The sequence below is a fragment of the Vibrio crassostreae genome, assembly GCF_024347415.1.
Taxonomy (GTDB): Bacteria; Pseudomonadota; Gammaproteobacteria; order Enterobacterales; family Vibrionaceae; genus Vibrio; species Vibrio crassostreae.
This window is the reverse complement of sequence record NZ_AP025476.1, coordinates 549,818-575,489: the sequence shown is the minus strand read 5'-3', so window position 1 is coordinate 575,489 and position 25,672 is coordinate 549,818. Positions and strand designations below refer to the sequence as shown.

At 44.4% G+C, this 25,672-nt stretch carries 22 protein-coding genes; 5 read left to right on the top strand and 17 right to left on the bottom strand.

Annotated elements, in window-relative coordinates; translation table 11 throughout:
• Positions 1-51: 51 nt before the first annotated feature.
• The 3 genes from OC193_RS02640 to rppH are packed head-to-tail and all read right to left on the bottom strand — an operon-like array spanning position 52 to position 3,622.
• Positions 52-843 carry a sulfite exporter TauE/SafE family protein gene (locus OC193_RS02640; protein ID WP_048662681.1) on the bottom strand — a complete coding sequence of 264 codons (792 nt, stop codon included), beginning with the start codon at positions 841-843 and terminating at the stop codon, positions 52-54.
• Positions 844-851: 8 nt separating this feature from the next.
• Complete coding sequence (ptsP, locus tag OC193_RS02635) at positions 852-3,101, bottom strand: phosphoenolpyruvate--protein phosphotransferase (RefSeq protein ID WP_019820560.1); 2,250 nt, start codon at positions 3,099-3,101, stop codon at positions 852-854.
• A gap of 2 nt (positions 3,102-3,103) precedes the next feature.
• Positions 3,104-3,622: an RNA pyrophosphohydrolase gene (gene rppH / locus OC193_RS02630; RefSeq protein ID WP_017059335.1), complete on the bottom strand. Its 519-nt coding sequence runs from the start codon at positions 3,620-3,622 to the stop codon at positions 3,104-3,106.
• Between the two features lie 615 nt (positions 3,623-4,237).
• Between rppH and mutH the strand changes: the two genes are divergently transcribed.
• Entirely contained in the window at positions 4,238-4,903 is a 666-nt protein-coding gene (mutH, locus tag OC193_RS02625; RefSeq protein WP_048658086.1) for a DNA mismatch repair endonuclease MutH, read from the top strand.
• An 89-nt stretch (positions 4,904-4,992) separates the two neighbouring features.
• Here mutH and OC193_RS02620 read toward each other — a convergent pair whose 3' ends face one another.
• The 8 genes from OC193_RS02620 to xerD form a co-directional block, all read right to left on the bottom strand.
• Positions 4,993-5,304 carry a DUF6482 family protein gene (locus OC193_RS02620; protein WP_004735016.1) on the bottom strand — a complete coding sequence of 104 codons (312 nt, stop codon included), beginning with the start codon at positions 5,302-5,304 and terminating at the stop codon, positions 4,993-4,995.
• 214 nt (positions 5,305-5,518) lie between these two features.
• Entirely contained in the window at positions 5,519-5,770 is a 252-nt protein-coding gene (locus OC193_RS02615) for a hypothetical protein (protein WP_004735015.1), read from the bottom strand.
• A gap of 569 nt (positions 5,771-6,339) precedes the next feature.
• Positions 6,340-7,674, bottom strand: a complete 1,335-nt coding sequence (gene vpsR / locus OC193_RS02610; protein ID WP_048658062.1) for a cyclic-di-GMP-binding transcriptional regulator VpsR — start codon at positions 7,672-7,674, stop codon at positions 6,340-6,342.
• Positions 7,675-7,945: 271 nt separating this feature from the next.
• Positions 7,946-9,478, bottom strand: a complete 1,533-nt coding sequence (gene lysS / locus OC193_RS02605) for a lysine--tRNA ligase (RefSeq protein WP_017059330.1) — start codon at positions 9,476-9,478, stop codon at positions 7,946-7,948.
• Positions 9,479-9,576: 98 nt separating this feature from the next.
• A protein-coding gene (prfB, locus tag OC193_RS02600; protein ID WP_102300662.1) for a peptide chain release factor 2 occupies positions 9,577-10,675 on the bottom strand; the annotation gives its coding sequence in 2 pieces (ribosomal slippage) (positions 9,577-10,599 and positions 10,601-10,675; 1,098 coding nt in all).
• A 235-nt stretch (positions 10,676-10,910) separates the two neighbouring features.
• On the bottom strand, positions 10,911-12,647 hold the full coding sequence (gene recJ / locus OC193_RS02595; RefSeq protein WP_048662680.1) for a single-stranded-DNA-specific exonuclease RecJ: 1,737 nt from the start codon (positions 12,645-12,647) through the stop codon (positions 10,911-10,913).
• A gap of 79 nt (positions 12,648-12,726) precedes the next feature.
• The gene (locus OC193_RS02590) at positions 12,727-13,506 is read right to left on the bottom strand and encodes a thioredoxin fold domain-containing protein (protein ID WP_017059328.1); all 780 of its coding nucleotides are present in this window, start codon (positions 13,504-13,506) and stop codon (positions 12,727-12,729) included.
• A gap of 26 nt (positions 13,507-13,532) precedes the next feature.
• The gene (gene xerD / locus OC193_RS02585) at positions 13,533-14,447 is read right to left on the bottom strand and encodes a site-specific tyrosine recombinase XerD (RefSeq protein ID WP_048662679.1); all 915 of its coding nucleotides are present in this window, start codon (positions 14,445-14,447) and stop codon (positions 13,533-13,535) included.
• Between the two features lie 150 nt (positions 14,448-14,597).
• Here xerD and fldB point away from each other — a divergent pair, with 150 nt between their 5' ends.
• Positions 14,598-15,119: a flavodoxin FldB gene (gene fldB, locus OC193_RS02580; protein WP_019820572.1), complete on the top strand. Its 522-nt coding sequence runs from the start codon at positions 14,598-14,600 to the stop codon at positions 15,117-15,119.
• Positions 15,120-15,273: 154 nt separating this feature from the next.
• On the opposite strand, the gene brnQ is transcribed toward fldB, so the two are convergent.
• On the bottom strand, positions 15,274-16,587 hold the full coding sequence (gene brnQ / locus OC193_RS02575; RefSeq protein WP_048662678.1) for a branched-chain amino acid transport system II carrier protein: 1,314 nt from the start codon (positions 16,585-16,587) through the stop codon (positions 15,274-15,276).
• Between the two features lie 314 nt (positions 16,588-16,901).
• Between brnQ and OC193_RS02570 the strand changes: the two genes are divergently transcribed.
• Together OC193_RS02570 and srmB are read left to right on the top strand one after the other, a co-directional pair.
• Positions 16,902-17,630 (top strand): tRNA1(Val) (adenine(37)-N6)-methyltransferase, encoded by a 729-nt coding sequence (locus OC193_RS02570; RefSeq protein WP_048662677.1) that lies wholly within the window; start codon positions 16,902-16,904, stop codon positions 17,628-17,630.
• Between the two features lie 107 nt (positions 17,631-17,737).
• Positions 17,738-19,003: an ATP-dependent RNA helicase SrmB gene (gene srmB / locus OC193_RS02565; protein WP_048658056.1), complete on the top strand. Its 1,266-nt coding sequence runs from the start codon at positions 17,738-17,740 to the stop codon at positions 19,001-19,003.
• A 112-nt stretch (positions 19,004-19,115) separates the two neighbouring features.
• Here srmB and yaaA read toward each other — a convergent pair whose 3' ends face one another.
• Both yaaA and OC193_RS02555 read right to left on the bottom strand, forming a co-directional pair.
• Positions 19,116-19,892: a peroxide stress protein YaaA gene (yaaA, locus tag OC193_RS02560; protein WP_048662676.1), complete on the bottom strand. Its 777-nt coding sequence runs from the start codon at positions 19,890-19,892 to the stop codon at positions 19,116-19,118.
• A gap of 227 nt (positions 19,893-20,119) precedes the next feature.
• Positions 20,120-21,547: an alanine/glycine:cation symporter family protein gene (locus OC193_RS02555; protein WP_032545312.1), complete on the bottom strand. Its 1,428-nt coding sequence runs from the start codon at positions 21,545-21,547 to the stop codon at positions 20,120-20,122.
• A gap of 711 nt (positions 21,548-22,258) precedes the next feature.
• Between OC193_RS02555 and OC193_RS02550 the strand changes: the two genes are divergently transcribed.
• Entirely contained in the window at positions 22,259-22,447 is a 189-nt protein-coding gene (locus tag OC193_RS02550; protein ID WP_008224353.1) for a DUF3545 family protein, read from the top strand.
• Between the two features lie 185 nt (positions 22,448-22,632).
• Here the strand turns inward: OC193_RS02550 and OC193_RS02545 are convergent, their stop codons facing one another.
• The 3 genes from OC193_RS02545 to nfo all read right to left on the bottom strand — a co-directional run bounded on the left by OC193_RS02545 (position 22,633) and on the right by nfo (position 25,524).
• Positions 22,633-23,184: a hemerythrin domain-containing protein gene (locus tag OC193_RS02545; protein WP_048658054.1), complete on the bottom strand. Its 552-nt coding sequence runs from the start codon at positions 23,182-23,184 to the stop codon at positions 22,633-22,635.
• Between the two features lie 86 nt (positions 23,185-23,270).
• Positions 23,271-23,951 carry a uracil-DNA glycosylase gene (gene ung, locus OC193_RS02540; protein ID WP_048662675.1) on the bottom strand — a complete coding sequence of 227 codons (681 nt, stop codon included), beginning with the start codon at positions 23,949-23,951 and terminating at the stop codon, positions 23,271-23,273.
• A gap of 664 nt (positions 23,952-24,615) precedes the next feature.
• Positions 24,616-25,524, bottom strand: coding sequence for a deoxyribonuclease IV (gene nfo / locus OC193_RS02535; RefSeq protein WP_048662674.1), 909 nt, complete (start codon positions 25,522-25,524; stop codon positions 24,616-24,618).
• Positions 25,525-25,672 lie beyond the last annotated feature (148 nt).

Below are 25,672 nucleotides of genomic sequence, written 5' to 3'. Positions count from 1 at the left end.
CTCTCTATCTAAATTGATTAACGGTTAGCTCAATGGCTAACAGAAAAGACACTACAGCAGCATTGTGGCTGCTATAAACATTAAAAATACCGCAAAGAATTTCTTCAGCACAGAGGTTGGCAATTGAGTGGCCAGTTTCGCCCCCACTCGAGTGGTCAAAACTGAGGTACAAGATATCGCGATCAAAGCCGGCAGATAAACGTAACCTAAGCTATACGCAGGAAGATCATCAACAGAAGATCCATGCCAAATGAAACCGAGCATTCCCGAAATCGCGATAACACAACCGCATACCGAAGATGAGCCCACAGCTTTGCGCATTTCCACACCATGATGGTTAAGGAAGGGCACCGATAAAGACCCACCGCCAATGCCCGCCAAGCTTGATACCAAACCAATACCGCCACCACACAATACGGTTTTAGCTGAACCCGGCATCGACTTTTGGCTCTTAGAACGAATCGACAACAGCATTTGCAACGCCAATACCAAAACAATCACACCAAAGACTTTTGGTAAGTATTGAGCTGGAATGACATCGGCCACGAAAGAACCGAGGAAGCCACCTATAACGACACCCGGCATCAACCACTTAACGACAAATATCTCTACGTTACCCAATTTTAAATGGTTAATCGCAGACGATCCCGACGTAACAATGATGGTTGATAGCGAAGTAGCCAATGCCATTTGCATCGCAAACTCTTGGGGGATACCCGCTTTAGGAAGCAAAAACAGTAAGGCAGGAACCACCAGCAAACCACCACCAATGCCTAGCAAGCCTGCTAAAACACCAACAATAGCACCAAGGCCTGCTAACAAGCCTATTAGTTCATATGACACGTTAAATCCTATTTTTTACCTGCTCGAATGAAGCCTGTAAATTCACGCTCTTCGAAATAGTTCAGCATCATACTATAGATGTCACTACCATACGGTTTTGAAAGTGCCTTATTTGCCAAATCCTGTAATTCAGCCAAGTTCGATTGACGAATCAAATATTTGGTCCTTGCGACATTCGAGGTATTCATACTTAGCGTCTCATACCCCAATCCAATCAATAGCAGCGCGCCCATCGGGTCACCGGCTAACTCGCCACAAATACACACAGGTAATTGATATTGCTTACAAGTATCATGAATTTGTTTTAATGCCATGATCACCGCAGGGTGCATTGATTCATAGACATCGGATACTCGTGAATTGTTCCGATCAACCGCTAATAAATATTGGGTTAAGTCGTTGGTACCGACTGAAACGAAGTCGACCTTATCCGCAATCAGCGGCAGTATGTACAGCATGGATGGCACTTCAATCATGATACCAACGCGAGGCATACGCACTCGGTTATCAAGCTCATGTACTTCGTCATACGCTTGTTCAATCAGTTGTAGCGCGTCATCCAATTCCTGAGCACCAGAGATCATCGGCAGCAAAATGCTCAAGTTATGGCTTTCACAACTCGCACGTAGCATGGCACGCAGTTGAATAATGAAGATATCTGGATGATCGAGCGTAAAACGAATACCACGCCAACCAAGGAATGGATTGTCCTCTTCGATAGGAAAATAAGGTAAGGCCTTATCACCACCGATATCGAGTGTACGCATCACCACTTGTTTCTCAGGGTAACTTGCCAGCACAGAACGATACTGCTTGAATTGTTCATCCTCTGACGGGAATCTTTGCTGTAACAAGAAAGAGATTTCAGTTCGATACAGCCCTACTCCATCAACACCTTGGTTGATGGCGATGTTAGTGTCTGCACTCAAACCCGCATTCAGTAGAATCTCTACTTGCTTGTCGTCTTGCGTTTTTGCCGGTAGGTACAGCTCGCGATTGACCATAGAGGAGAGCTCACTCTCTTCTAGAATCAGCCCTCGATACTCTTTAAGCAGGTTTTTAGTCGGCTCAATAAAGATCTCACCGCTATACCCATCCACAATCGCTCGCTTGCCATTAGCTTGAGCTAGATTGAGATTTACCCCCATGACTGAAGGTATGCCAAGCGCTCGAGACAAAATCGCTGCATGCGAGTTCGCCGCCCCTTCCAAGGAAATAACAGCTAATAGCTTTTCTTTTGGAATAGACGCTAATACCGAAGCGGTTAACTCACGAACCACTAGAATAATCGGCTTATCTAATGTGCGGAGTTCATGTTCAGAGTTATGGAGGAAATAGAGCAACCTTTGTCCGAGCTCTCGGATGTCTTGTGCTCTCTCACGAAGATACACATCAGACATACGAGCAAAGCGGTTCGAATAGCTCTCAACCACTTGTCTTAATGCCCAATCGGCTTTATCGCCTTTCTGAATTTGACTCTTTAGATCCTTACGTAACATAGGATCGTTGAGTAAGTGAGTAAACAGGTCAAAGATCGCTAATGCGTCTTTATTGATTTCGCTATCTAAGCGCTTTCGCATGCGCTTAAAGTCATTGAGGGCATTTTCAACCGCTACCGCCAACAACTCATGCTCTCTCTCTACATTGAGCGTCGAAGCAGGATAAACATCGGTAAGTTCAGGCTGGGTGTTGTCCCACCATAAATCACCAATCGCCACGCCCGATGAAGCTGCAATACCTTTAGTCGCAGGTAGCTTCTGTTGCTCTAACAGCCAATGACCTTGAGTTTGGGCGTGCGCCACAATAACGGCAAGTTGTGCTGAGAGCGTGACAAGGAAAGATTCTTCCATCTCACTGAATAAACGCGGAGTCTTCTGTTGAATGACCAATACACCGAGTACTTGCTTGCGGTGGATAATCGGAGTACCGAGAAAAGAGTGATAGACGTTTTCTCCAAGCTCTGGAAAAAACTTATAAGCAGGGTGAGCAGATGCTTGTGCAAGGTTGATAGGTTCAGCACTTCTTTTAACAAGGCCAACCAGACCTTCGTCAAAACCAATGTGAATGCTATTGCCTTTGAAGATCAGGCCTTGAGTTGCCATCAACTCAAGGCGCTGCATATCATTATTTGCCAAATACACGGTGCAACATTCCGTCTGCATCGCACTGCATGTCTCTTTCACCAAAATATCAAGAGCCGTCGACACATCTTCAACTCTTGATACGTGTTCAACTATTTCCCTTAGTTGACTGAGCATGCTTAACCTCTACGCAATTTGCGCTTTCCTTTTATTTTTCGCTCTTTAAACGGCATTGCTAAAGATGCGAACTCTTTCATCGCTCGACGGTAAACATCTCGCTTGAAAGAAACAACTTGTCGAACTGGGTACCAGTAACTCACCCAACGCCAACCATCAAACTCAGGTGTACTTCCACGCTGCATATTGATATGCGATTCATCGCAATCTAAGCGCAAAAGAAACCACTTCTGTTTTTGTCCAATACAGACAGGTTTAGAATCCCACCGAACCAGTCGTTTGGGTAGCTTGTAGCGTAACCAATGACGACTTGTCGCGACGATCTTTACATCCTTTTTAGTAAGGCCAACCTCTTCATACAACTCGCGGTACATTGCCTGTTCCGGAGTCTCACCTTCATCTATTCCCCCTTGAGGAAATTGCCATGAATGTTGCCCGTATCGTTTAGCCCAGAAGACCTGACCATGGTTGTTACAGATTACAATACCAACATTTAATCGGTAACCATCGCCATCTATCACTGGCCAACCTCTATCTAAATTTTTAATTACTCTGATTTTTCCACATATCCCCAATCGGAGCAAACTTAGTGACGTGATAAGCGCTATATTTATGAATAATAACTAGGAATATGGATAAGTTTTGCTCAAATCCTAGTTACCCACACAATAGTGAGACATAGACCACATTTATTCACCTTTTCTGTGAATAACTATGTGAAGAATTACCCGTAATCGTTTTTTTTAATCCATAGATTCATCAACATAAAAACGAAAAATCAATAAAAATTAATTTATCTTTATATAAATCAATCAATTAAAATAATATCTTAGTTTTAAAAAACATTAGAAATGTAAAAGATCTTTCAGAAATCCGACATGGTTAAAGATCAACCACTCCGATGTTTATCCACACTACCAAGTGAAAGATTCATTTTGAACCCCATTTGGCAAGCATTTTATCCACCATAAACCCCTGTTTATTTATCCACTAAATTAATATTTCAATTAATTACCTTTATGTCCTGTGGATAACCCTGAGTTTGATCCCTTTTCTCGCAAGGAGATCATTTCTTAACCAGTCGTCATTTGGTGATAACTTCTGATAAAATCGTTTTTTTGATCATACCTTTTATTATGAAACCAGAACCACAAACACAACAAGAGCTGTTAGAGCGCGCGTATGCCATCGCCGGAATGACCTTTAAAGAGCTCGCCGACGAAGCCGAGATGCTGATGCCAAACGACCTTAAGCGTGATAAAGGCTGGGTTGGGCAGCTATTGGAATGGCACTTGGGTGCACCTGCAGGCAGCAAGCCAGAACAAGATTTTGCCAAGCTAGGGATCGAGCTAAAAAGTATTCCGATTGGCTATTCTGGCAAGCCACTCGAAACCACCTTTGTGTGTGTCGCGCCTTTGATGGGTGTGCAAGGCATAACTTGGGAAACCAGCCACGTTCGAAACAAGCTGTCTAAGGTGTTGTGGATCCCTGTCGAGGGAGAAAGAGAGATCCCGTTAGCAGAGAGGCATGTAGGATCCCCTTTATTATGGACACCTAGCCAAGCTGAAGACGAACTCTTGAAAAGAGATTGGGAAGAACTAATGGAATTGATCGTGTTAGGCAATGTGGAGCAGATAACAGCAAGACACGGTGAAGCACTGCATTTACGTCCAAAAGCTGCCAACAGTCGAGTGTTAACCGAAGCTTACGGTGCAAGTGGAAAACCTATCAAAACTAAACCACGTGGTTTCTATCTACGAACTCAATTCACCCACAAACTGCTGACAACACATTACGCATAGATCGTTTAATCAAGCCTCGGCAGCGAAAGCTATCAATGCGTTACAAAAGAGCCTGCAATTAGAATCAATCTCTAGCAACAAACGCTCTCTTAATGAGGTTTAAGCGCCAGTTCAATGTCACAGTAGCTTTGGCTTGGCTCATTACCAAACTCATCATACGCGTTATGTAGGCGAAGATACGCCTTTTCAAAGCCGAGCCGGAGTAACTCCTCTTTCACTTGATCCAAGGATCCAAAGTGAAGCGGCTCGCCGTCTTGCTTTACCGGTTCTAGCTTGTGTTTGTACTCCACCGCCAGTAGATATTCTGAGATATCAGAACAGCCTATAACGTACACTTTTGGAGTTTGATAAGAGTCTTTATGCTCTCCATGTAACCACATGTCTAATTGATGCTTCTGCATAGCCAGCCTCCCTTGCTCTATAAAGCTTAGTAGAACTCTTTTCCTTTACTAGATAACAACTTAAAAAAGCATAGATAACGGCTTAAAAAAGCAAAAAAGAGAAGCAAGAGCTTCTCTTATTTGACCAGTTCTAGTTCAAAAGTTTGCACTTTCGACGCCATAACTATCACTGTGACTTATCTTAGGGGTTGAACGGTGCTATCAACCCCGCAGATTACGTCGGTATTCGCGCACTTAGGACACGACGAAGGTGACGTACTCGACGTTCAATAGTGACAACTTCTGGTTCAGAAAAACCAATAGGTCGACCGTCAGCCTCAAGACCAATATCTCTTAATAAGTGAGTATTGTTCCATGGTAGATCATATGAACTACGACGAACTTTTCGTTGCCATTCACGCTCTTCACGACGAAGATCGGCACGGATAAGGACTGTTGCTAATTTTAAATATACTGAGTGACGCATAATAACTCTCCAGTTGTTGAATAAACTGAGGAAAAATAGCGTGTTAGATAGTATGAGGGCTTCTCATTTAGCTGCTATTTTTCCGCAGCCAAATAAGGATACGGATCTATTAGTTAGGTTTATCTTGGGTGTTTCGATCGGCCATGGCTGATGTTTGTGACATATCAGTCACCATGTCAGTACACGGATCAAACGACGCGCAAATATGCTGTATAAAATCGAAATGTTTCATTTGCGCCTCCAAGCTAACTAAAAAAATCCAAAAAGAAATGAGGTAGTAAAAGCAGACAAGTATTTGTTAAATATCTGCTTTCACGGGTAAAGTCTAACCAAGTGAGTATATTATTCAACCGATAATTGGTTAACATTTTCAAAACAATGCATTCACCTAAAACATCAGTTGCATATTCATTTAAATATAACATATTCACTATGATTATATAAAATCACAGCATATCTATCTTCGGGCTGAGCTAGAAAAGAACTGACTATCCTTCAGAAACAAAAAAGCCACGTAGATACGTGGCCTTTCATTTACAGTGACTGAATAAAGTCATGTAGAAAAGAGTCTAAACAACCCCTTCAGAGATTAGGCTGTGTTTATTGAGCAATCGGTACATAGTTGCTCGTGATACGCCAAGTTCTTTAGCTGCCAACGAAACCTGACCGCCGTAAGACTCCAACACAATCAGCAGTGCATCGCGCTCTGAACGCTCACGAATACTCTTCAAACTTCGGCGTTCATCATTCTGTTTTGGTAAATCGAGTTGGTGATCCTCAATGATCACCGCATCAGACATTAACACAACACGCTTAATCTGGTTCATCAGCTCACGAACATTTCCAGGCCAATGGTAGCGATTCATCGAACGGATAGCATCGTCTGAAAAGCTCTTCGCTTGAGCATTAAACTCTTTCGAGTACTCACGCAGAAAGTGATTAGCCAGTACTGAAATATCACTCACACGTTCTTTTAAACTCGGAACATGAATACGCAGAACATTGATGTAGTGATAGAGCTCTTCATTAAAATCGCCCTCGATCAACGCCTTCTCGATATCAGAGGAGTTCGCGGCCAGAATACGCACATCAACGGATTTAGGTCCATTAGCGGTTTCAATCTTGCCTTCTTGTAAAAAGCGCAACAGATTCAGTTGTTGATTGCGTGGCATCGCTAAAACATCATTAAGCAAGATGGTTCCGCCATCGGCTTCTTCCAACATACAAGGCGCTGTCGCTGGCTGTGCTGAGATACCAAAGACCTCGGCCTCTATTCTCATTTCAGACAAGGCACGGCAGTTAACCGTTAAAAATGGCTTCTGTGCTCGCGACGAGTGTTGATGAATCGAGCGTGCAATCGTCTCTTTACCAGCCCCACTCTCGCCATAAATCAAGATACTGACATCAGTCGGCCCAATACGCTTCACTTGGTCTCTCAAGCGCTTCACAGCCACAGAGTCGCCCAGCAGGCCCATATTGTTGTTAATGCCGTAGTTTGGCCATACTTTCTGCTCAAGCTTAAGCATACCCAGTTGGTGACCAATGGTACTCAGCAACTGAGCATCTGGGATTGGCGCCGTGAAAAAGTCGATACAGAAGTTAACGATAAACTGGCAGATAGTATCAGAGCTTAATTGAGACTCACGGATAAAGGCGAGCCATCTTACCTGCTTGTTATTGCTCACAAGGTTAGCAATACCGTTGAGACTGAACTCATCATGACTAAGATCGACAATACCAATACATGGGCCAATATCAGCAATCAAGGCATCGGCTTTTCGTAAATCTGCACACTGGGTACACTGCCAACCCACTTGTTCTAACACTGATAACCAGGGTTCGTACGCACCACCAACGACGATAAGAGAACCTGGTAAGGAATCCATCTTAAATTGAGTTCCCATCCTTCTTCCTTATTCTATTTTTATTTAAATCAGGCTAATACGAGTCACTGCTTCATCGTTCGACAAAATGCCGCGAGATCGTATTCAGCGCAGAGACGTATAGTAGTGAGACTATCTTAGATTTTATGTCTCAATAGTAAGACTATGTCAGAAATAACGATTTTTCGAATCAAGAGTGCGGTACAGACTAGGTTTTGAAGCCCAAAAACAGAAAAAGCCACCCGAAGGTGGCTTTTTAATTACATAGGCTGTTACGCCCTATAAGCGAGAATTACGCTTGTGGACGCATTGCCGGGAACAAGATCACGTCACGGATTGTGTGCGTGTTTGTAAATAGCATTGCTAGACGGTCGATACCGATACCTTGACCTGCTGTTGGCGGTAGGCCGTGCTCTAGTGCAGTAATGTAGTCTGCATCGTAGTACATAGCTTCATCATCACCCGCGTCTTTCGCGTTAACTTGCGCTTTAAAACGCTCGTCTTGGTCTTGTGCATCGTTAAGCTCAGAGAAACCATTCGCTACTTCACGGCCACCGATGAAGAACTCAAAACGGTCTGTGAAGAATGGGTTGTCATCGCTACGACGTGCTAGAGGAGAGATGTCCGCTGGGTAGCCAGTGATGAACGTTGGTTGAATTAGCTGAGGCTCAGCCGTTTCACCAAAGATCTCTTCTAGAAGCTGACCACATGTCCAGAACGTTTCTACGTCTACGTGTACAGATTTTGCGATAGCAACCATCTTCTCACGGTCTTGTAGGTCTGCTTCTGTTAGCGCTTGAATCTCAGCGTGCTCAGGGTTGTAGTGCTTGATTGCATCGAACATGCTCATGCGAGCGTAAGTGCCACCGAACTCAACCGTTTCGTCACCGTAAGGCATAGAAGTAGAACCAAGAACGTCCATTGCTGCCGTGCTTAGCATCTCTTCAGTCAGATCCATAAGGTCTTTGTAGTCAGAGTACGCTTGGTAGAATTCCATCATTGTGAATTCTGGGTTGTGACGTGGAGATAGACCTTCGTTACGGAAGTTACGGTTGATCTCGAATACACGGTCAAAACCACCAACCACTAGACGCTTAAGGTAAAGCTCTGGTGCAACACGTAGGTACATGTCGATGTCTAATGCATTGTGGTGAGTGATGAATGGACGTGCAGTCGCACCACCCGGGATCACGTGCATCATTGGCGTTTCAACTTCTAGGTAGCCTTTCGCGCTCATGAAGTTACGGATTGAAGATACAAGCTTAGAACGCACGATGAATGCATTGCGAGAATCTTCGTTCACGATTAGGTCAACGTAACGCTGACGGTAACGCATCTCTTGGTCAGTTAGACCGTGGAACTTCTCTGGTAGAGGACGAAGTGCTTTAGTCAGCAATTCAAACTCTTCCATGTTCACGTAAAGGTCACCTTTACCTGATTTGTGAAGCGCACCTTTAACACCGATGATGTCACCGATATCTAGGCCTTGATACTTCTCTTTCAGTACTTTTTGTACGTCTTTCGCTGCGTATGCTTGGATACGACCAGAAGTTTCTTGAATCGCAAGGAATGGACCACGCTTCGCCATTACACGACCAGCGATCGCAACGATGTGGTTAAGCTCTTCTAGCTCTTCCTTAGTCTTCTCACCGAACTCCGCTTGAAGATCGCCAGCTAGGTGCTCACGACGGAAGTCATTTGGGTGACCGTTAGCTTTGCAGTTTTGGCGGATGTGATCCAGCTTGCTGCGGCGCTCAGCGATTAGTTTGTTCTCTTCAGGTGAAGAAGCTTCTTGTGCGTTTTCGTTTTGAACAGCATCAGTCATTAGAGATGTACCCTGCTTTTAAAATTTGGACCGCTATATTTTTGCAAATATAGGCATTTTTACCAATATTATTGGTAAAGCTTAATAGTTGATAAAGCTTACAGACCTGATTTCAGGCTAGCTTCAATAAACTTGTCTAAGTCACCGTCAAGAACCGCTTGAGTATTACGGTTTTCGATGCCGGTGCGTAAATCTTTGATACGAGAATCATCCAGTACGTAAGAGCGGATCTGACTGCCCCAACCGATGTCTGATTTCGTTTCTTCGCTCGCTTGTTTTTCAGCATTTTGTTTTTGAATCTCAAGTTCAAAAAGCTTAGCACGTAGCTGCTTCATCGCTTGATCTTTGTTCTTATGCTGCGAACGGTCATTCTGACACTGAACCACGGTGTTGGTCGGAACGTGAGTAATACGTACCGCCGATTCCGTGGTGTTTACGTGCTGACCACCAGCGCCAGAGGCACGGTATACGTCAATACGTAGGTCAGAAGGATTAATGTCGATCGTAATGTTGTCATCAATCTCAGGATAGATAAACGCAGATGCAAATGAAGTATGACGACGACCACTTGAATCAAATGGTGATTTACGAACTAGACGGTGAACACCAGTCTCTGTACGTAACCAGCCGTAAGCATACTCACCAGAGATACGTACCGTTGCGCCTTTAAGGCCAGCAACATCGCCATCAGACACTTCGATAACTTCAGTCTTGAAGCCTTTCGAATCTGCCCAACGTAAGTACATGCGCAACATCATTGAAGTCCAGTCTTGAGCTTCTGTACCGCCCGAACCGGACTGCAGATCGATGTAGCAATCTGATGCATCGTGATCACCAGAGAACATACGACGGAATTCCAGTTTCTCTAGCTTAGCTTCAAGCTCGGCTAGTTCTGGTTCAATTTCATCGAATGTTTCTTGATCTTCTTCTTCAACCGCAAGCTCTAGCAGGCCATCAACATCCTCAACACCTTGGTCAAGTTGGTCGATCGTTTCTACTACCGCTTCCAATGCAGAACGTTCTTTACCTAGCGCTTGTGCACGCTCAGGTTCGTTCCATACATCCGGTTGTTCTAATTCTGCGTTTACTTCTTCTAGACGCTCTTGCTTAGCGTCATAGTCAAAGATACCCCCTCAGGATATTTGTGCGCTCAGACACATCCTGCAGACGGTTTTTTATAGGATTGATTTCAAACATTTTAGCTCATCATTTATGAGTAGAATTTAACCGGAGAATTGTACTCAAAAGTGTGACGGAGATACAGAATTTTTTAGAGTGGCGAACGAAGATTCAACAACTTAATGGGATATAAAATTGACAGGCAGAAAAAACACGTAAAATTTGTAAGGGCAGGAAGGAAAACAAGCCCTGTTTTTGAACAGAGCTTGTTGAATCTGGCGCTATAGGATGAGCATTATTGAGCCCAAAATAACTATTTGGCTTCGATATGATCAATCATCAGCTGCAACGATTGGTTGCCGCGAAATTCGTTGATATCGAGCTTAAATGCAAGGTGAACGGTTTTCACTGAGGCATCTGGCCAGCGACGTAGGTCGACGTTAAAGGCAATACCGTCAATCATCACATTGGTTGGATGACCTTTGTATAGCGGCTCAAGCATCAGCTTAAGGTGCTTTTCACCCACCAACTTTTGGTGCAGCACTTTAAATTCACCGTCGAAGATTGGCTCAGGGAAAGCTTGTCCCCACGGGCCACCTGAACGCAGCGTTTCAGCAGTGTGCATCGAGAACTCTTCTGGTAACAGCTCTCCGTCAGACAAGATAATGCCCTTCAGTGCTGTTTCTCCAAGTTCATTCTTCACCACATCATTGAACAGCTTGCTGAAGCGTTCAAAATCCTTTTCCATGATCGTTAAGCCAGCAGCCATTGCGTGGCCACCAAACTTAAGAATCAAGCCTGGGTTTTGAGTGTCGATACGGTCTAGCGCATCGCGCATGTGCAAACCCGGAATCGAGCGACAAGAGCCCTTAATGCTTCCTTCGCCACCATCTGCAAACGCAATCACTGGGCGGTGGTATTTATCTTTGATACGTGAAGCCAATATACCAATCACACCTTGGTGCCAATCACGTTGGAATAGGGCTAAGCCAGACGGTAGGTCATCTTTACCAAATTCAAGGCGCTCACAAAAAGCCATCGCTTCTTGCTTCATGCCCTCTTCGATCTCTTTACGCGTTTGGTTCAAGCCATCGAGTTCACTCGCCATACGACGCGCCGCGTGGATGTTGTTGCTCATTAGCAGTTCAACACCAAAAGACATGTCGTCCAATCGACCAGCCGCATTAATGCGAGGGCCCAGTGCAAAACCAAAATCAGAGGCGACTAATCGCTTAGCGTCTCGCTTGGAAATTTCGATCAAGGCTTGAATACCCGGGCGAGCTTTACCCGCACGAATACGTTGCAAACCTTGATGCACTAAAATTCGATTGTTTTCATCGAGTGGAACCACGTCAGCAACCGTGCCCAGCGCCACAAGGTCAATCAGTTCCATCAACTTAGGTTCTGTCATGCCGTGTTGAGCAAACCAACCCAACTTACGCATGTGAACACACAATGCCATCATCAGATAAAAAGCGACACCAACACCCGCTAGAGCTTTCGAAGGAAAAGCACAGCTCTCAAGGTTTGGGTTAACCATCGCATCAACCATTGGCAGTTCATTGCCCGGCAAGTGATGATCGGTAACCAGAACTTCTAGTCCTTTCTCTTTAGCGAAACGAACACCTTCAATAGAAGAGACACCGTTATCAACCGTCATGATCACTTCGGCGCCAAGCTCGATTGCCTGTTCGACAACCTCAGGGCTCAAGCCATAACCATCTTCAAAACGGTTTGGTACCAGATAATCGACGTTAGAACTGCCCAACATACGTAGAGCAAGTACGGACAACGCTGAACTGGTTGCGCCATCGGCATCAAAGTCACCAACAATGATGATGCGTTTTTGCTGCTGAATGGCCTTGAACAACAGTTCAACCGCAGCATCAATGCCACCCAGTTTTTGATAAGAGTGCAAGCCTTTCGCTGCTGTCTCTAGTTGGTCAGCACTGTCGATTCCACGACTCACATAAATACGCTTTAATAAGTCAGGTAAGTGAGCAGGTAAGACTGAAATGTCGACCTCAGGACGGCGTTGGATCTCTATCATATAAAAATGGGCCCGATATCAATCAGGCCACTCCTTAAATCAAAAACATGGGGGATAAATGGCAATACAGAAAACGAGATTATTGCTCTAAACGTTGAAGAAGTTGTGCTGGCGGTAAGTAACCACTCACCAACTCACCACTTGCTAATACGATAGCCGGTGTGCCATTGATACCAAGCTCACGACCCAATTGGTATTGTTTAGCAATGATCTGCTTCTGCTCTGCTAGGTCTTTACCAGACGCAGGCATTTGACGATTTACTTTAGCGTCATGCATAGCTGTTTTTGGATCATCTGACGCCCAGATTGCCGCCATTTGATCGGCCACTTGTCCTGTCGCGCCTTGACGCGGGTAAGCCATGTAACGAACGGTAATACCCAGATCGTTGTAGCCCTGCATTTGGCTGTGCAGACGAACACAGTAGCCACAGGTAATATCCGTAAATACCGTCACAACGTACTTTTCGTTATCAGCTTTATATTCGATAACCGTATCCGACATTGCTGCTACTTTTTCAGCATTCAACGGAGCTTGACGCTCAGCCAAAACATCACTGAACTTGCCGTTGTCATCCAAAGAGTAAAGTGTACCGGCTAGAAAATGGTCGCCCTTAGGAGAGGAAAAGATAATGCCGCTGTTGGTTTGAACTTCTAAAAGACCATCGATATCCGAAGGAACAATCTTATCGACCTTAATGCCGATTTTTTCAAAACGCTTAGTTAACGCTGCAGTATCAATAGCTTGAGCAGGAGCAGCTTCTACGGCTGTTGATGTTGTTTCTACTTTCGCTTCTGATGCATTACATGCTGTAATCATAAGAGGAAGCGCTAATAGAGGAAGACGGCGTAATACGCTCATTAAGTTCACCTTAAAAATAAATGGATTTAAGCACGTGGGTGATGCTGCGCGTGAATTTGCTTCAGCCTTTCAGTTGCCACGTGAGTATAAATTTGGGTTGTCGATAAGTCACTATGCCCAAGTAACATCTGTACGACCCTGAGATCAGCACCATAGTTCAGTAAATGAGTCGCAAAAGCGTGTCTCAACACGTGTGGTGACAATAACTCTGTGTCGATACCAGCAACGACCGAGTAATGCTTGATACGATACCAGAACGTCTGACGGGTCATTTGCTTTGCGCGTTTACTCGGAAAAACCACATCAGAACTGTTTTCACCGAGTAGATGTGGACGACCTTGTTCAATAAAAGTCTCTATCCAATCCACCGCATTTTCACCCATTGGTACCAAGCGTTCTTTGCCACCCTTACCAATAACACGCACCACGCCCTGTCTTAGGCTGATGTTTTCCATCGTCAAGCTAACCAGTTCTGTCACACGCAAACCCGTTGCATAGAGTAACTCAAGCATCGCCTTATCGCGAAGCTCAATCGGATCGTTCGGATCTGGCGTATCGAGCAAAGCGTCCACCTGCTCTTCGCTCAAATCTTTCGGCAAGCGTTGCGGTAACTTCGGGCTGATCAACAAAGCACTTGGATCATCACCTCTGATTTTCTCGCGGTGTAAGTATTGGAACAAGCGACGAATCGCCGACAACATACGGGCACGAGAAGTCTGCTTAAAATCAGCGTCGGCTAACCAGCCTTGATAATCCTGTAAACCTGAAAGGCTAATGAAGTCGAGGCGGTAATTGTTCTTTTCCATCCACGCTAATAACTTGGACAAATCGGTACGGTACGAAACCAGCGTATTCTCCGATAATCCTCGCTCCATCCACATAGCATCTAAAAACTGCTCAACGAGACCGTGGTCTTCGCTCTGCCCTTGAGGCGACTGCATAGTGTTACTCACAATATTGGAAACTGTTTTGAGAGTATGCCAGAGCAAATATGAATGCCATAAAAATTACGACTTGAGCGGATAATCGCTGCAATCGAAGTCGATTTATGGTTAGAATTCGCCATCTGAAATTAAAATCGAACGTTTGCTATGAAAATTGGATTATTTTACGGCTCAACCACCTGCTACACCGAAATGGCAGCAGAGAAAATTCGCGGCATTATTGGTGAAGACCTAGTTGATATCCATAACGTGAAAGAAACCCCTCTTTCATTGATGGCGGACTACGACCTTTTATTGCTGGGCATCTCGACTTGGGACTTCGGTGAAATCCAAGAAGATTGGAATGAACTGTGGGAAGACATCGCAACCACGCCAATGAAAGGCAAGGTTGTGGCTCTGTTTGGTTTAGGTGACCAAGAAGGCTACGGCGAATGGTTCCTTGATGCGATGGGTCTGTTGCATGATGAACTGAAAACCGCTGGAGCAGAGTTTGTTGGCTTCTGGCCAAACGACGACAGCTACGAGTTCGAAGCGTCTAAAGCGTTAACGGAAGACCAATCTCAATTCGTTGGTTTGGCGCTTGATGAAGATTCACAATACGAGCTTAGCGATGACCGTATCGCAAGCTGGGTTGAGCAAGTACTGGTTGAGTACAGCGAAAAGCTATAACCAAACAGAAGTACACCTAACTAAGTAGCTAAGTAGCTAAGTAGCTAAGTAGCTGAATATAAAAAGACCACAGAATACAAAAAGGCCTCATTACTGCGAAGTAATGAGGCCTTTTCTATTTCATCTCGAAGGACAATCTAATCTCAACGGAAGATTAAACAGTCTCCTCAGCCATCTCTTGCTCTGTTGATTTACCAACGAAGAACATACAGATGATTGCAGCAGTCGTTGGAAGCAACCAACCCATACCGATCTCAAACAGTGGCAGCATCTTAAGTGCAGACACGTCTACACCCGCTACTTTAGCGCCATCAATAAGAGCAAACAGCAGTGACACTAATACTACTACGCGGTAAGCCGCTTTTGGATTAGGGAAACGGCTACGCAAGAATGTCAGAGCAACCAACGCGATAGCGACTGGGTACAATGCAAATAGTACTGGAACAGACAGAGAAATCAGTTGAGAAAGACCAACGTTTGCAACGGTTGCACAAGCCACACCGTTGATGATTACCCAAGTCTTGTAAGACAGAGGCGTTAGCGAGCTGAAGTAATCCGAACATGCTGACACAAGACCAATCGCCGTTGTTAGACACGCTAATAGTACGATCACAGAAAGCACTAGCTGACCAGAAGGACCAAACAACGATTGAACGTATAGGCTTAAGATAGCACCGCCATTGTCTGCACCGGCAGCTACTGTTGCACTTGTTGCGCCTAAGAAGAATAGAGAGATGTAAACAAACGCTAGACCCGCTGCGGCAATACAACCCGCGCTAATTAGGTACTTAGTCGTCGCAGCACGGTCAGTAATGCCCTTGCTACGAATCGCATCAACAATCAGCATACCAAACATCAAAGAAGCAAAAGTATCCATGGTGTTGTAGCCTTCAAGGAAACCTTTGGTCAGTGGTTGAGTGATGTACTCACCGTGAGCCGCAAGAATATCGCCTTGAGGGTTAACGAACACAGCAATCGCCAGTACAACCAAACCAACGAACAGTGCAGGTGTCAGTACCTTGCCAATGACGTCAATAAGCTTACCTTGCGACCATGAGAAGAACATCGCTACTACAAAAAATGCAATCGAAAAGAGAGTTAGGTGAGCTTGAGAGGCATCGATGAAGAACGGTTTCACCGCCATCTCATAGGCAACAAGGCCAGTACGTGGTGCAGCAAATGCAGGACCGATAATGATAAAGATCAGAACAGCCATGATAGTTGCAGCTTGCTTTGGAAGATCTTTAGTTAAGTGACCCCAAGAGCCACCAGCCACAGCGACCGCGACGATAGTGATTAACGGCAGACCAACGGCAGTCAGCAGAAAACCAGACATCGCTGGAAGGAAGTGATCACCGGCTAATTGGCCAGCTAGAGGTGGGAAGATGATGTTACCCGCACCCAAGAAAAACGCAAAAAGCATAAAGCCCAATGCCATTATATCTGTTAGTTTTAGACTCTGTTTCACAGATAATCCTTAATTATATTTATGAGTTTATGTTGTGCTTACATGAATGTTACAGCTAAAAGCTGCCAATCAATCTATAAAATAGTCGCGCATAATGACGAAACACTTGGCTAGCTGCAAGTCACCACACAAAAACACCATATAAATTTGCATATGAGAACAAAAAGCAGTGGATTACACTGGCTATGGAAAAATAGCCACAATTATAAACTAACCATAATTCACAACAATAGTTTCCCAAGCAGAACATTGATTCATACAAGCGGTTAACATTAGAGCTAATCACTTAAAATATCTTGATACTCAGAACATTAATGAAAGACAAAACAGTGCAAACTAAAAGCTTCAATTTTAAGCAATTCTCAATTTACGGCGGGCAAAGCGGTATGCCAGTCAGTACCGATGGCGTGTTACTTGGCGCGTGGGTAAGCCTGCCACAAAGATCATGTGTACTCGATATTGGAACAGGAACAGGTCTGCTGGCCTTGATGGCTGCGCAGCGTTTTGAGGATGCTTCAATCTCTGCGATAGATATTGATCAACACGCCATTGATGCTGCCACTGTCAATATTGAGCAGTCGCCTTGGCAAAATCGTGTCTCGCTTCATCACGACAGTGTGTTATCGGCAAGCTTTCCACAGAAGTTTGATGCGATCATCTGTAACCCGCCCTACTTCAACTCTGGAGAACAGGCGCAGCAAAGCCAAAGAGCCACCGCCAGACACACCGACAGCTTGGATCACCTAGCGCTTGCTCAACGTTGTTTCGAGATCACAACCGAAGCCGCGACGGCCAGTTTCATCCTACCGACGCCTGAGGGGGAAGGTTTTATCAAGCTTGCCGAGCAATGTGGTTGGTATCTAGCAAAACGCCTTGATGTGAGAACAACAGACAAGAAACCGGCTAGCCGAATTCTATTTGAGTTATCTAAAGATCCTGCCTGCGAGCAAGATTTGCAGCGCGAATCGCTTACAATTCACCATCAAGGTGGTTATAGCGAAGCATTTATTGCGCTCACGAAAGATTTTTATCTCAAGATGTAGCAAATACCATGTGATCCTAATCACTAATGCTTCTATAATGTCCGACTACTCTTTTTTATCGTCTGCTTTTTGAGGCAGAAACATTTATTGCTTGTGGAGAAACAACAGTGATCAGAACCTTTGCAGAACTCGATCTAAACCAAGAGCTGCTTAAAGCAATTGACGAAATGGGCTACGAACGTCCAACACAGATACAAGCTGAAGCAATCCCACAAGCGTTAGATGGAAGAGACGTTTTGGCTTCTGCGCCAACAGGTACTGGTAAAACAGCATCATTTGTATTGCCAGCACTGCAATACCTACTGGATTTTCCACGTAAGAAATCTGGCCCTGCTCGTATGCTTATCCTGACGCCAACGCGTGAGCTAGCAATGCAGATCACCGAACAAGCACGTGAGCTTGCTAAATACACTAGCCTAAATATCTTCACGATCACGGGCGGTGTTATGTACCAAGAGCACGCAGATATCTTAAGCACAACTCAAGATATCGTAGTAGCAACACCTGGTCGTTTGATGGAATACATTGAAGGCGAGCGTTTTGACTGTCGTGCAATTGAATGGCTAGTTCTAGATGAAGCCGACCGTATGCTAGACATGGGCTTTGGTCCTGTTGTTGACCGTCTATCTGCAGAGTGTCGCTGGCGTAAACAAACTTTACTGTTCTCAGCAACGCTAGAAGGTAAAGGCATTGAAGGCTTCACTGAAGATCTACTGAAAAACCCAGCAGAGATCGATGCGAAATCATCACTTCGTGAGCGTAAGAAGATCACTCAGTGGTACCACCGTGCAGATACAGCAGAGCACAAGCTGAACATCCTAAAGCACATCATCACCGAGCAAGCTGAGCGTAGCATCGTATTCTTGAAGACGCGTGATCGCCTAGGTGATCTTCGTGCTCAACTAGAAAGCGCGCAAATCCCATGTGCGTGGATCCAAGGTGAAATGCCTCAAGATCGTCGTAACAACGCGATCGCTCGTTTCCGTGACGGTTCTGTCAACGTACTGCTAGCGACTGACGTTGCGGCTCGTGGTATCGACCTTCCAGACGTAAGCCACGTAATCAACTACGACATGCCACGTACTGCTGATGTATACCTACACCGTATTGGCCGTACTGCTCGTGCTGGTAAAAAAGGTAACGCGGTTTCTATCATTGAAGCGCACGATCAACTGATGATTGAACGTGTGGCTCGTTACACAGACGAACCAATCAAAGAACGCTTCATCGAAGGCATGCGCCCTACGCATAAGAAAGCGGCTGTGACTAAGAAAAAGAAGCCGAAGAAAGAAGATAAGAAAGCGGTAGAGAAACAAAAAATCGCGAAAAAGAAAAAAATCGCGAAGAAAAAGAAAGCAGCAAAGAAGAAATAATCTAATAGCTTCAACGATTCAATAAAAAGCCCCATGCAGTTCGCTGCATGGGGCTTTTCTCTATCTGGTTGGCATCTCGCCATAGAGCGTGACGACCATTAATCAATAACGTCTAGTTTTGCTCTTCACGTTTGAAGACAAGCTCTTTCGCGTTCGACTCTTCTTCAACGAAGTAGTAACCCGCTGTATCAAACTGAGTCAGCGCTTCAACCGAGTCGATCTTGTTCTCGATAATGTAGCGAGCCATCATGCCACGCGCTTTCTTCGCGTAGAAACTGATCACCTTGTACTGACCGTTCTTGCAGTCTTTGAATACAGGGGTAATCACTTGGCCATCCAAGCTCTTCGGCTTCACAGCTTTAAAGTATTCGTTAGATGCTAGGTTGATCAGCACATTGTCGCCTTGAGCATTCAACGCTTCATTCAGCTTGTCTGTAATGATGTTGCCCCAGAACTGGTACAAGTTAGTACCACGAGCATTCGCCAAGCGTGTGCCCATCTCTAGACGGTAAGGCTGCATCAAATCTAACGGCTTAAGCAAGCCATATAACCCAGAAAGCATGCGCAGGTGATTTTGTGCGTAGTCAAAATCTTCATCCGATAGCGTCTCAGCATCTAAGCCAGTGTATACATCGCCCTTAAAGGCTAGGATTGCTTGGCGTGCGTTGTCTTGGGTAAAGGTCTCGCTCCACTGCTCAAAGCGCGCTACGTTCAACCCTGCGATTTTATCGCTCACCTTCATCAGTGCAGAAATATCGACTGGCGTCAGTTTACGGCACTCTTCAATCAGTTCAGCAGAGTGTTCAACAAACTCAGGCTGACTAAAGCGTTCAGTCGCTAATGGTGATTCGTAATCAAGTGTTTTGGCTGGAGAAACGACAACTAACATAACTTTACCCTAATCGGTTATCTAACTGGATGCTGCTAGAGTATAGAAAAAACATCAACTTGTCTTTATGACTCTTCCTATTACTTTGATAGGGAGAATGAGCTTCGATAGGGAGAATAAGCTTTGATAGACAGAATGAGACAAATGACAGGCAAAGAAAAAGGCTAAGGTCGAAACCTTAGCCTTTCTAATCATTTTAGGATGAGCGGTTTATCGCTCCAACAAGATTATTTCTTGTTGTTGTCCCAAATACCATCTTCCAGTTGAGACTTAAGCTCAGGGAAGTCATTCGAATCAAATGTCGGTACTTTACCCGCGTCTAGTTGGCGGTTGTAGTCTTTCGCAAGCTTAATCACGATGCCTGATAGCAGGATAATCGCCACCAAGTTAACAATCGCCATTAGGCCCATCGATACGTCAGCCAGGGCCCATACCGTTGGTAGTGTCGCTAGAGAACCGAACATAACCATACCCAGTACAACAATACGGAACAGCACTAGGCCTTTCTTGTTGTTGTGCTCTAGGAAGATAAGGTTCGTTTCAGCGTACGAGTAGTTTGCAATAATTGAAGTGAAAGCGAAGAAGAAAATCGCTACCGCTACAAAGATGCCACCCCATTCGCCAACTTGTGCTGTTAGTGCACGTTGCGTTAGTTCGATACCCGTAACTTCACCGTGTGGTACATACTCACCAGACATCAGGATGATTGCTACTGTTGCTGAACAGATAACAATGGTATCCATGAACACGCCTAGCATTTGCACGTAACCTTGTGATGCTGGGTGTGGCGGGTAAGGCGTAGCAGAAGCTGCTGCGTTTGGCGCAGAACCCATACCCGCTTCGTTCGAGAACAAACCACGTTTGATACCGTTAATCATCGCTTGTGCGATTGCGTAACCTAGGCCACCCGCCGCTGCTTCTTGCAGACCGAATGCACTCTTGAAGATAAGAGCCAATACTTCAGGCACTTTCTCGATGTTCGCGAACATCACGTACATAGCGATCGCTAGGTAAGCCAATGCCATGATTGGAACGATGATTTCTGCAGTACGTGCAATCTTACGGATACCACCGAAAATAACGAATGCAGAGATAATTACGATACCAACACCAACGTAGCTACGCTCAAGGTCAAATGCTGTGTTCATTGCGCTTGCAATCGCGTTTGCTTGAACCGCGTTGAATACAAGACCGAATGCAATGATTAGGAAGATAGAGAATAGAACCCCCATCCAACGCATGCCTAGGCCTTTCTCCATGTAGTATGCAGGGCCGCCGCGGTAGTTACCGTCGTTATCACGCGTTTTGTATAGCTGTGCCAGTGTACTTTCAGCAAACGATGTTGCCATACCTAGCATGGCGATTAGCCACATCCAGAAGATAGCACCAGGGCCACCAGCGGTTAAAGCTACTGCAACACCTGCCATGTTACCCGTACCTACACGAGCAGCGAGACTAGTACAAAGAGCTTGGAAAGAAGAGATACCAGCACTGTCTGCTTTACGGCTGTTTCTCAGAACAGAGAACATGTGGCCGAAATGGCGGAATTGAATGAAGCCTAGTCGTACAGTGAAGTAGATACCCACACCAACCAGTAAGTAAACTAAGATAGATCCCCAAAGGAGATCGTTCATCAAATTGATTAAGTCTGTCACGTGAACCTCGTAATTGAGTTTAAGCACCGATCATGCTTCCTAGCCTTCCTCTAAATCGCCTATGCCAGTGTCAATGTTGTGTCGGCATTCGTTTTATATTTATTTGCTGCGATCTAGATTGTAAATGTCGCTTCATGCATCCATTTTACGTATCAGTGTATTTTTTGACGGGCGGATAATGCAGCGAGACGACTTAAAAATCAATATGCAAATGCATTTATATTAAAATGACATTTCACTAATAACACACCTTTTGTTAACACAACTTTCAACAATACAGCCCAATAAAAGTCACATTATCGGGACATAATATCAACAACAGCCACGGCTCCGCCCCAACAAGAACACCATCCCATAAAAATGACGTCAGCCTAGGTTTTACAAGGTATAGTGAAGATCTTCGTTTTTTTCTAGGCCAATGAGATCCCTATACCGCATAGCACCATGTGCACTTCAATGCATTATAGGCAAAACACTATTCCATTCGCACAATGAATTAACATTCAATAACCCCTAATTTAATCGTTTACTTAGGTTTGTTTGCTTGTTTTTTATACATAAAAAGTCCCTCAATGTGTGAGCATGCATAAAAAAACAGAACAAAAACTTCATAGATTTGAAACAAATGAGAAACAAATCAAGGTTATGGTGAACCTAAATATGATATTTAATGGTTCGTAAGAACTAGTCCCACGGAAGGAGATATGGCTTATGGATAGCTTTCAATTCGATGAAGTATCAGAACTAGAAATGCCTCGTGCAACTCAAAAAACACGCTCGAAACCACTTAAGCGTAAGTGGCGTGAAATCGAAGCCATCAACGATCGCAGGCAGCTTGAGAAAGAGCTAAGAGAGATGAATCTCGGTCTCGATTTTAGCCTTGACGATATAAAGCTTTAATCAGCACGATAAGAAATTAGATAGCAAAAGGCACCTATAAAGGTGCCTTTTTTATTGTTTAGACTATCGCATCCGTTCAAAGCGCCGCACTAAGAACTAATCAACTAATATAGAGGGAGTCTCAAACAGTCACCTCTTAATATAGAAGGCACTTCGAAATAGGTGTGACTCACTCTTAATATTAACTAAACGCACTCTTGCTCATTTTGTCGAACGCGAGCTGCGAGCTGGCGATATTGGTCAGCAATCGTGTCCCCAAAAACAGGGTCGTCTTCTGGTTGAAGCCACTGTGACTCAACCTCTTGCCAATCCTTAACCGTGAACGCCTCAACAATCATTGGTAGCACATGCTTCTCTTCATATTCCATGTGCTTTCTCTGAGCCTTAACAAACGCTTCAAGCTGCTCAATAAAGACTTGCTGAGGAACCACCGCATCTTGAAGGATCATATCGACCACGCCTAAAAAGTCCGCCGTTTTCTCAGAAAGCAATTGATGCTCTAACTCCAAGTCTTCAATCGCTTGATCACTGCCATATTGTTTAAGATAGTAGCGATAAATAACGTCTTCTTTAGGGTGATGCACTTTGTCCGAATGGTTCATCAGGTAATCAACCACCTCTGCGATCAAGCTATAGTTTATTTCTCGCTCTTGTTTTAGAAGCTCTAACTTATTGTTGAGTATCGCGAGCAAACGAGCCATATAGCCATGCTCTCGTCTTATCCTTTCAATCATCATAGTATTGCACTCCATTACACCTACTGTTTATAAGTGTATACGAAGATACTGATTTATGATTTGACCCGGCTCAGAAAACCACCAACCTACACTTCTGTTGGTAAACACCAGTCAATAGGTTGTTGATCCATATAAGAAAGTAACTTGTTGGTTGTTGAGAAATGCTGACAACCGAAGAAGCCACGACGTGCCGATAATGGCGATGGGTGAGGTGCAACCAACACTTGATGTTTGTCTTCATCAATCGCTTGGCCTTTCTTCTGGGCGTGTGCGCCCCACAACAAAAAAATGATCGGTTCAGAACGCTGATTGAGCTCAGCAATCATGGCATCAGTAAAAGTTTCCCAACCACATTTCGCATGTGAGTGTGCTTTTGCCTCTTCTACTGTAAGAACGGTGTTCAACATCAACACCCCTTGCGATGCCCAAGAATCGAGATAACCGTGACTAGGAATCTCAAAGCCCTCTATATCTTGTGCAAGCTCTTTGTACATATTGCGTAGAGAAGGGGGGATTTTCACGCCAGGAAGGACTGAGAATGCTAAACCATGAGCTTGGTTAGCACCGTGATAAGGATCTTGCCCTAAGATAACTACTCGCACGGATTCGAAAGGCGTCATATCAAAGGCACTGAACACCTGATCTTGTGGCGGGTAGACGGTTTTCCCATTATTACGTTGCTGCTCAACAAACGCGAGGACACTCTGAAAGTACTCCTTGTCACGTTCATCATTAATAATGGATTCCCAAGTTTTTGGTGCGCTCATCGTTTTACTTCCCAATCATCAAGGTTTCTAGCGGCTTTCGCCAGACAAAAAAATAGCTGTATCGGCTAACTGTCCTAAATAAGGCTTTAGGGCGTGTTGACCTTTCGTGGTTAAATTTTGTTCGAGATAAAAGCGTTTTAATCGAGGCGAGGGAGAAGTAGCCTAGTCATTCTAAGCAAATCTCCCTCAACAAAGAGTAAAACCGCTTTTAGCCGAACCCTCCGGGCAGCGTTTGCTGGTCATTTCTACTGCGTTAGCGGCTTCTCATGTAGGCTAGCTACACGTCAAAGCCTCTGCCTTGTATAAATACCCAGCAACTCGCTGCAAAAATCAGCTCGAAAGATCAACACGCCCTATTTATACCTCATACAGCTATCAATAAACATGATGTGTAGGGTTCACTTGTTGATGAATCATAATAATCAGTTCAAGTTGTGTTTATCTCGATTAACCACTTTTCTGTTGTGTACGATGGTGGCCATGGTTATGCACGTGACGGTTTGGTGTTGGTAAACGACTTGCGACAGCAACAGTTGAAGTTTGGGTGATTGAATACATAAAGGCACCTCCTCTAAGACATCGTGAACTACATATTCACTTTAATGTTATGAAAGAAAGGTGCCAATTTTTAGAAATAGACGGAAATAAATTTTTCCTTCTATTATTACGCTTCTTCGCTGACTACCGTTGCTGAGCGATGAAACATTCTAAGTTGTTGAATTTCCTCTTTCCAAATCGTCGAATCAATCGTTTCCAAGATAAGAGGGATACCATTAAAGCGAGAATCAGAAGCAATATAGTCAAAACAATCCCAGCCAATTTCACCTTTTCCTAAAGAATGGTGTCGATCAACTCGACTCGCGAACTCAGCTTTTGAATCATTGATGTGCATTGCTCTTAGATAGTGCATACCCACAATGCGGTCGAACTCAGCAAAAGTATGCTCACACGCCTCTTTTGTACGTAAGTCATAGCCAGCAGTAAACGTATGGCAGGTGTCTAAGCACACGCCAACACGTGACTTATCTTCTACCTGCTCGATAATCTCAGCTAGATGTTCAAACTTCCAACCAAGGTTAGTGCCCTGCCCTGACGTATTCTCGATCACCGCGATTACGTCAGGTACAGCTTGATGAGCTAGGTTGATCGACTCGGCGATCTTAGCCAAACATTCGCTTTCTGAGATTTTCTTCAAATGACTCCCAGGATGAAAATTCAAAAGCGTTAACCCAAGTTGATTACAACGCTCCATCTCATCAATAAAAGCCGCGCGTGATTTCTCTAGCTTCTCTTCCTCTGGTGCTCCTAGGTTAATAAGGTAGGAGTCATGAGGAAGAATGTGCTCAGCACCGAAGCCCAACATTTTGCAATTGGCTTTGAAGGCACTAATGGTTTTCGCTTCTAGCGGTTTTGCCGCCCACTGTCTCTGATTCTTGGTAAACAGTGCAAACGCATTGGCACCTATTTCACGTGCACGCATAGGCGCCTGATCAACACCACCAGCAGCCGACACATGAGCGCCAATAAACTTCATATTTGTTTCCGGTTTTGAGGATGAATTATTGTTTGTCATTAAATCACTTTACACTTTCATAATGCTTAATAAATAAAGGGTTGTATCGGTTTCTGTTCAATAAAAACACAACAAATGTAGTAAATTTACAACAAATACAACTGTTAAATATTTTTTATACTTTAAAATATTTTGTAATTACTTTGTT

What these genes read in the sequence shown, in the direction of transcription:
- OC193_RS02570 (WP_048662677.1), top strand. Translation starts at nt 16,902, where the DNA reads ATGAAAGACAAAACAGTGCAAACTAAAAGCTTCAATTTTAAGCAATTC.
- recJ (WP_048662680.1), bottom strand. Translation starts at nt 12,647, where the DNA reads ATGATAGAGATCCAACGCCGTCCTGAGGTCGACATTTCAGTCTTACCT.
- OC193_RS02615 (WP_004735015.1), bottom strand. Translation starts at nt 5,770, where the DNA reads ATGCGTCACTCAGTATATTTAAAATTAGCAACAGTCCTTATCCGTGCC.
- OC193_RS02590 (WP_017059328.1), bottom strand. Translation starts at nt 13,506, where the DNA reads ATGAGCGTATTACGCCGTCTTCCTCTATTAGCGCTTCCTCTTATGATT.
- OC193_RS02550 (WP_008224353.1), top strand. Translation starts at nt 22,259, where the DNA reads ATGGATAGCTTTCAATTCGATGAAGTATCAGAACTAGAAATGCCTCGT.
- OC193_RS02545 (WP_048658054.1), bottom strand. Translation starts at nt 23,184, where the DNA reads ATGATGATTGAAAGGATAAGACGAGAGCATGGCTATATGGCTCGTTTG.
- ptsP (WP_019820560.1), bottom strand. Translation starts at nt 3,101, where the DNA reads ATGCTCAGTCAACTAAGGGAAATAGTTGAACACGTATCAAGAGTTGAA.
- yaaA (WP_048662676.1), bottom strand. Translation starts at nt 19,892, where the DNA reads ATGTTAGTTGTCGTTTCTCCAGCCAAAACACTTGATTACGAATCACCA.
- vpsR (WP_048658062.1), bottom strand. Translation starts at nt 7,674, where the DNA reads ATGGGAACTCAATTTAAGATGGATTCCTTACCAGGTTCTCTTATCGTC.
- mutH (WP_048658086.1), top strand. Translation starts at nt 4,238, where the DNA reads ATGAAACCAGAACCACAAACACAACAAGAGCTGTTAGAGCGCGCGTAT.
- lysS (WP_017059330.1), bottom strand. Translation starts at nt 9,478, where the DNA reads ATGACTGATGCTGTTCAAAACGAAAACGCACAAGAAGCTTCTTCACCT.
- OC193_RS02620 (WP_004735016.1), bottom strand. Translation starts at nt 5,304, where the DNA reads ATGCAGAAGCATCAATTAGACATGTGGTTACATGGAGAGCATAAAGAC.
- xerD (WP_048662679.1), bottom strand. Translation starts at nt 14,447, where the DNA reads ATGCAGTCGCCTCAAGGGCAGAGCGAAGACCACGGTCTCGTTGAGCAG.
- fldB (WP_019820572.1), top strand. Translation starts at nt 14,598, where the DNA reads ATGAAAATTGGATTATTTTACGGCTCAACCACCTGCTACACCGAAATG.
- nfo (WP_048662674.1), bottom strand. Translation starts at nt 25,524, where the DNA reads ATGACAAACAATAATTCATCCTCAAAACCGGAAACAAATATGAAGTTT.
- ung (WP_048662675.1), bottom strand. Translation starts at nt 23,951, where the DNA reads ATGAGCGCACCAAAAACTTGGGAATCCATTATTAATGATGAACGTGAC.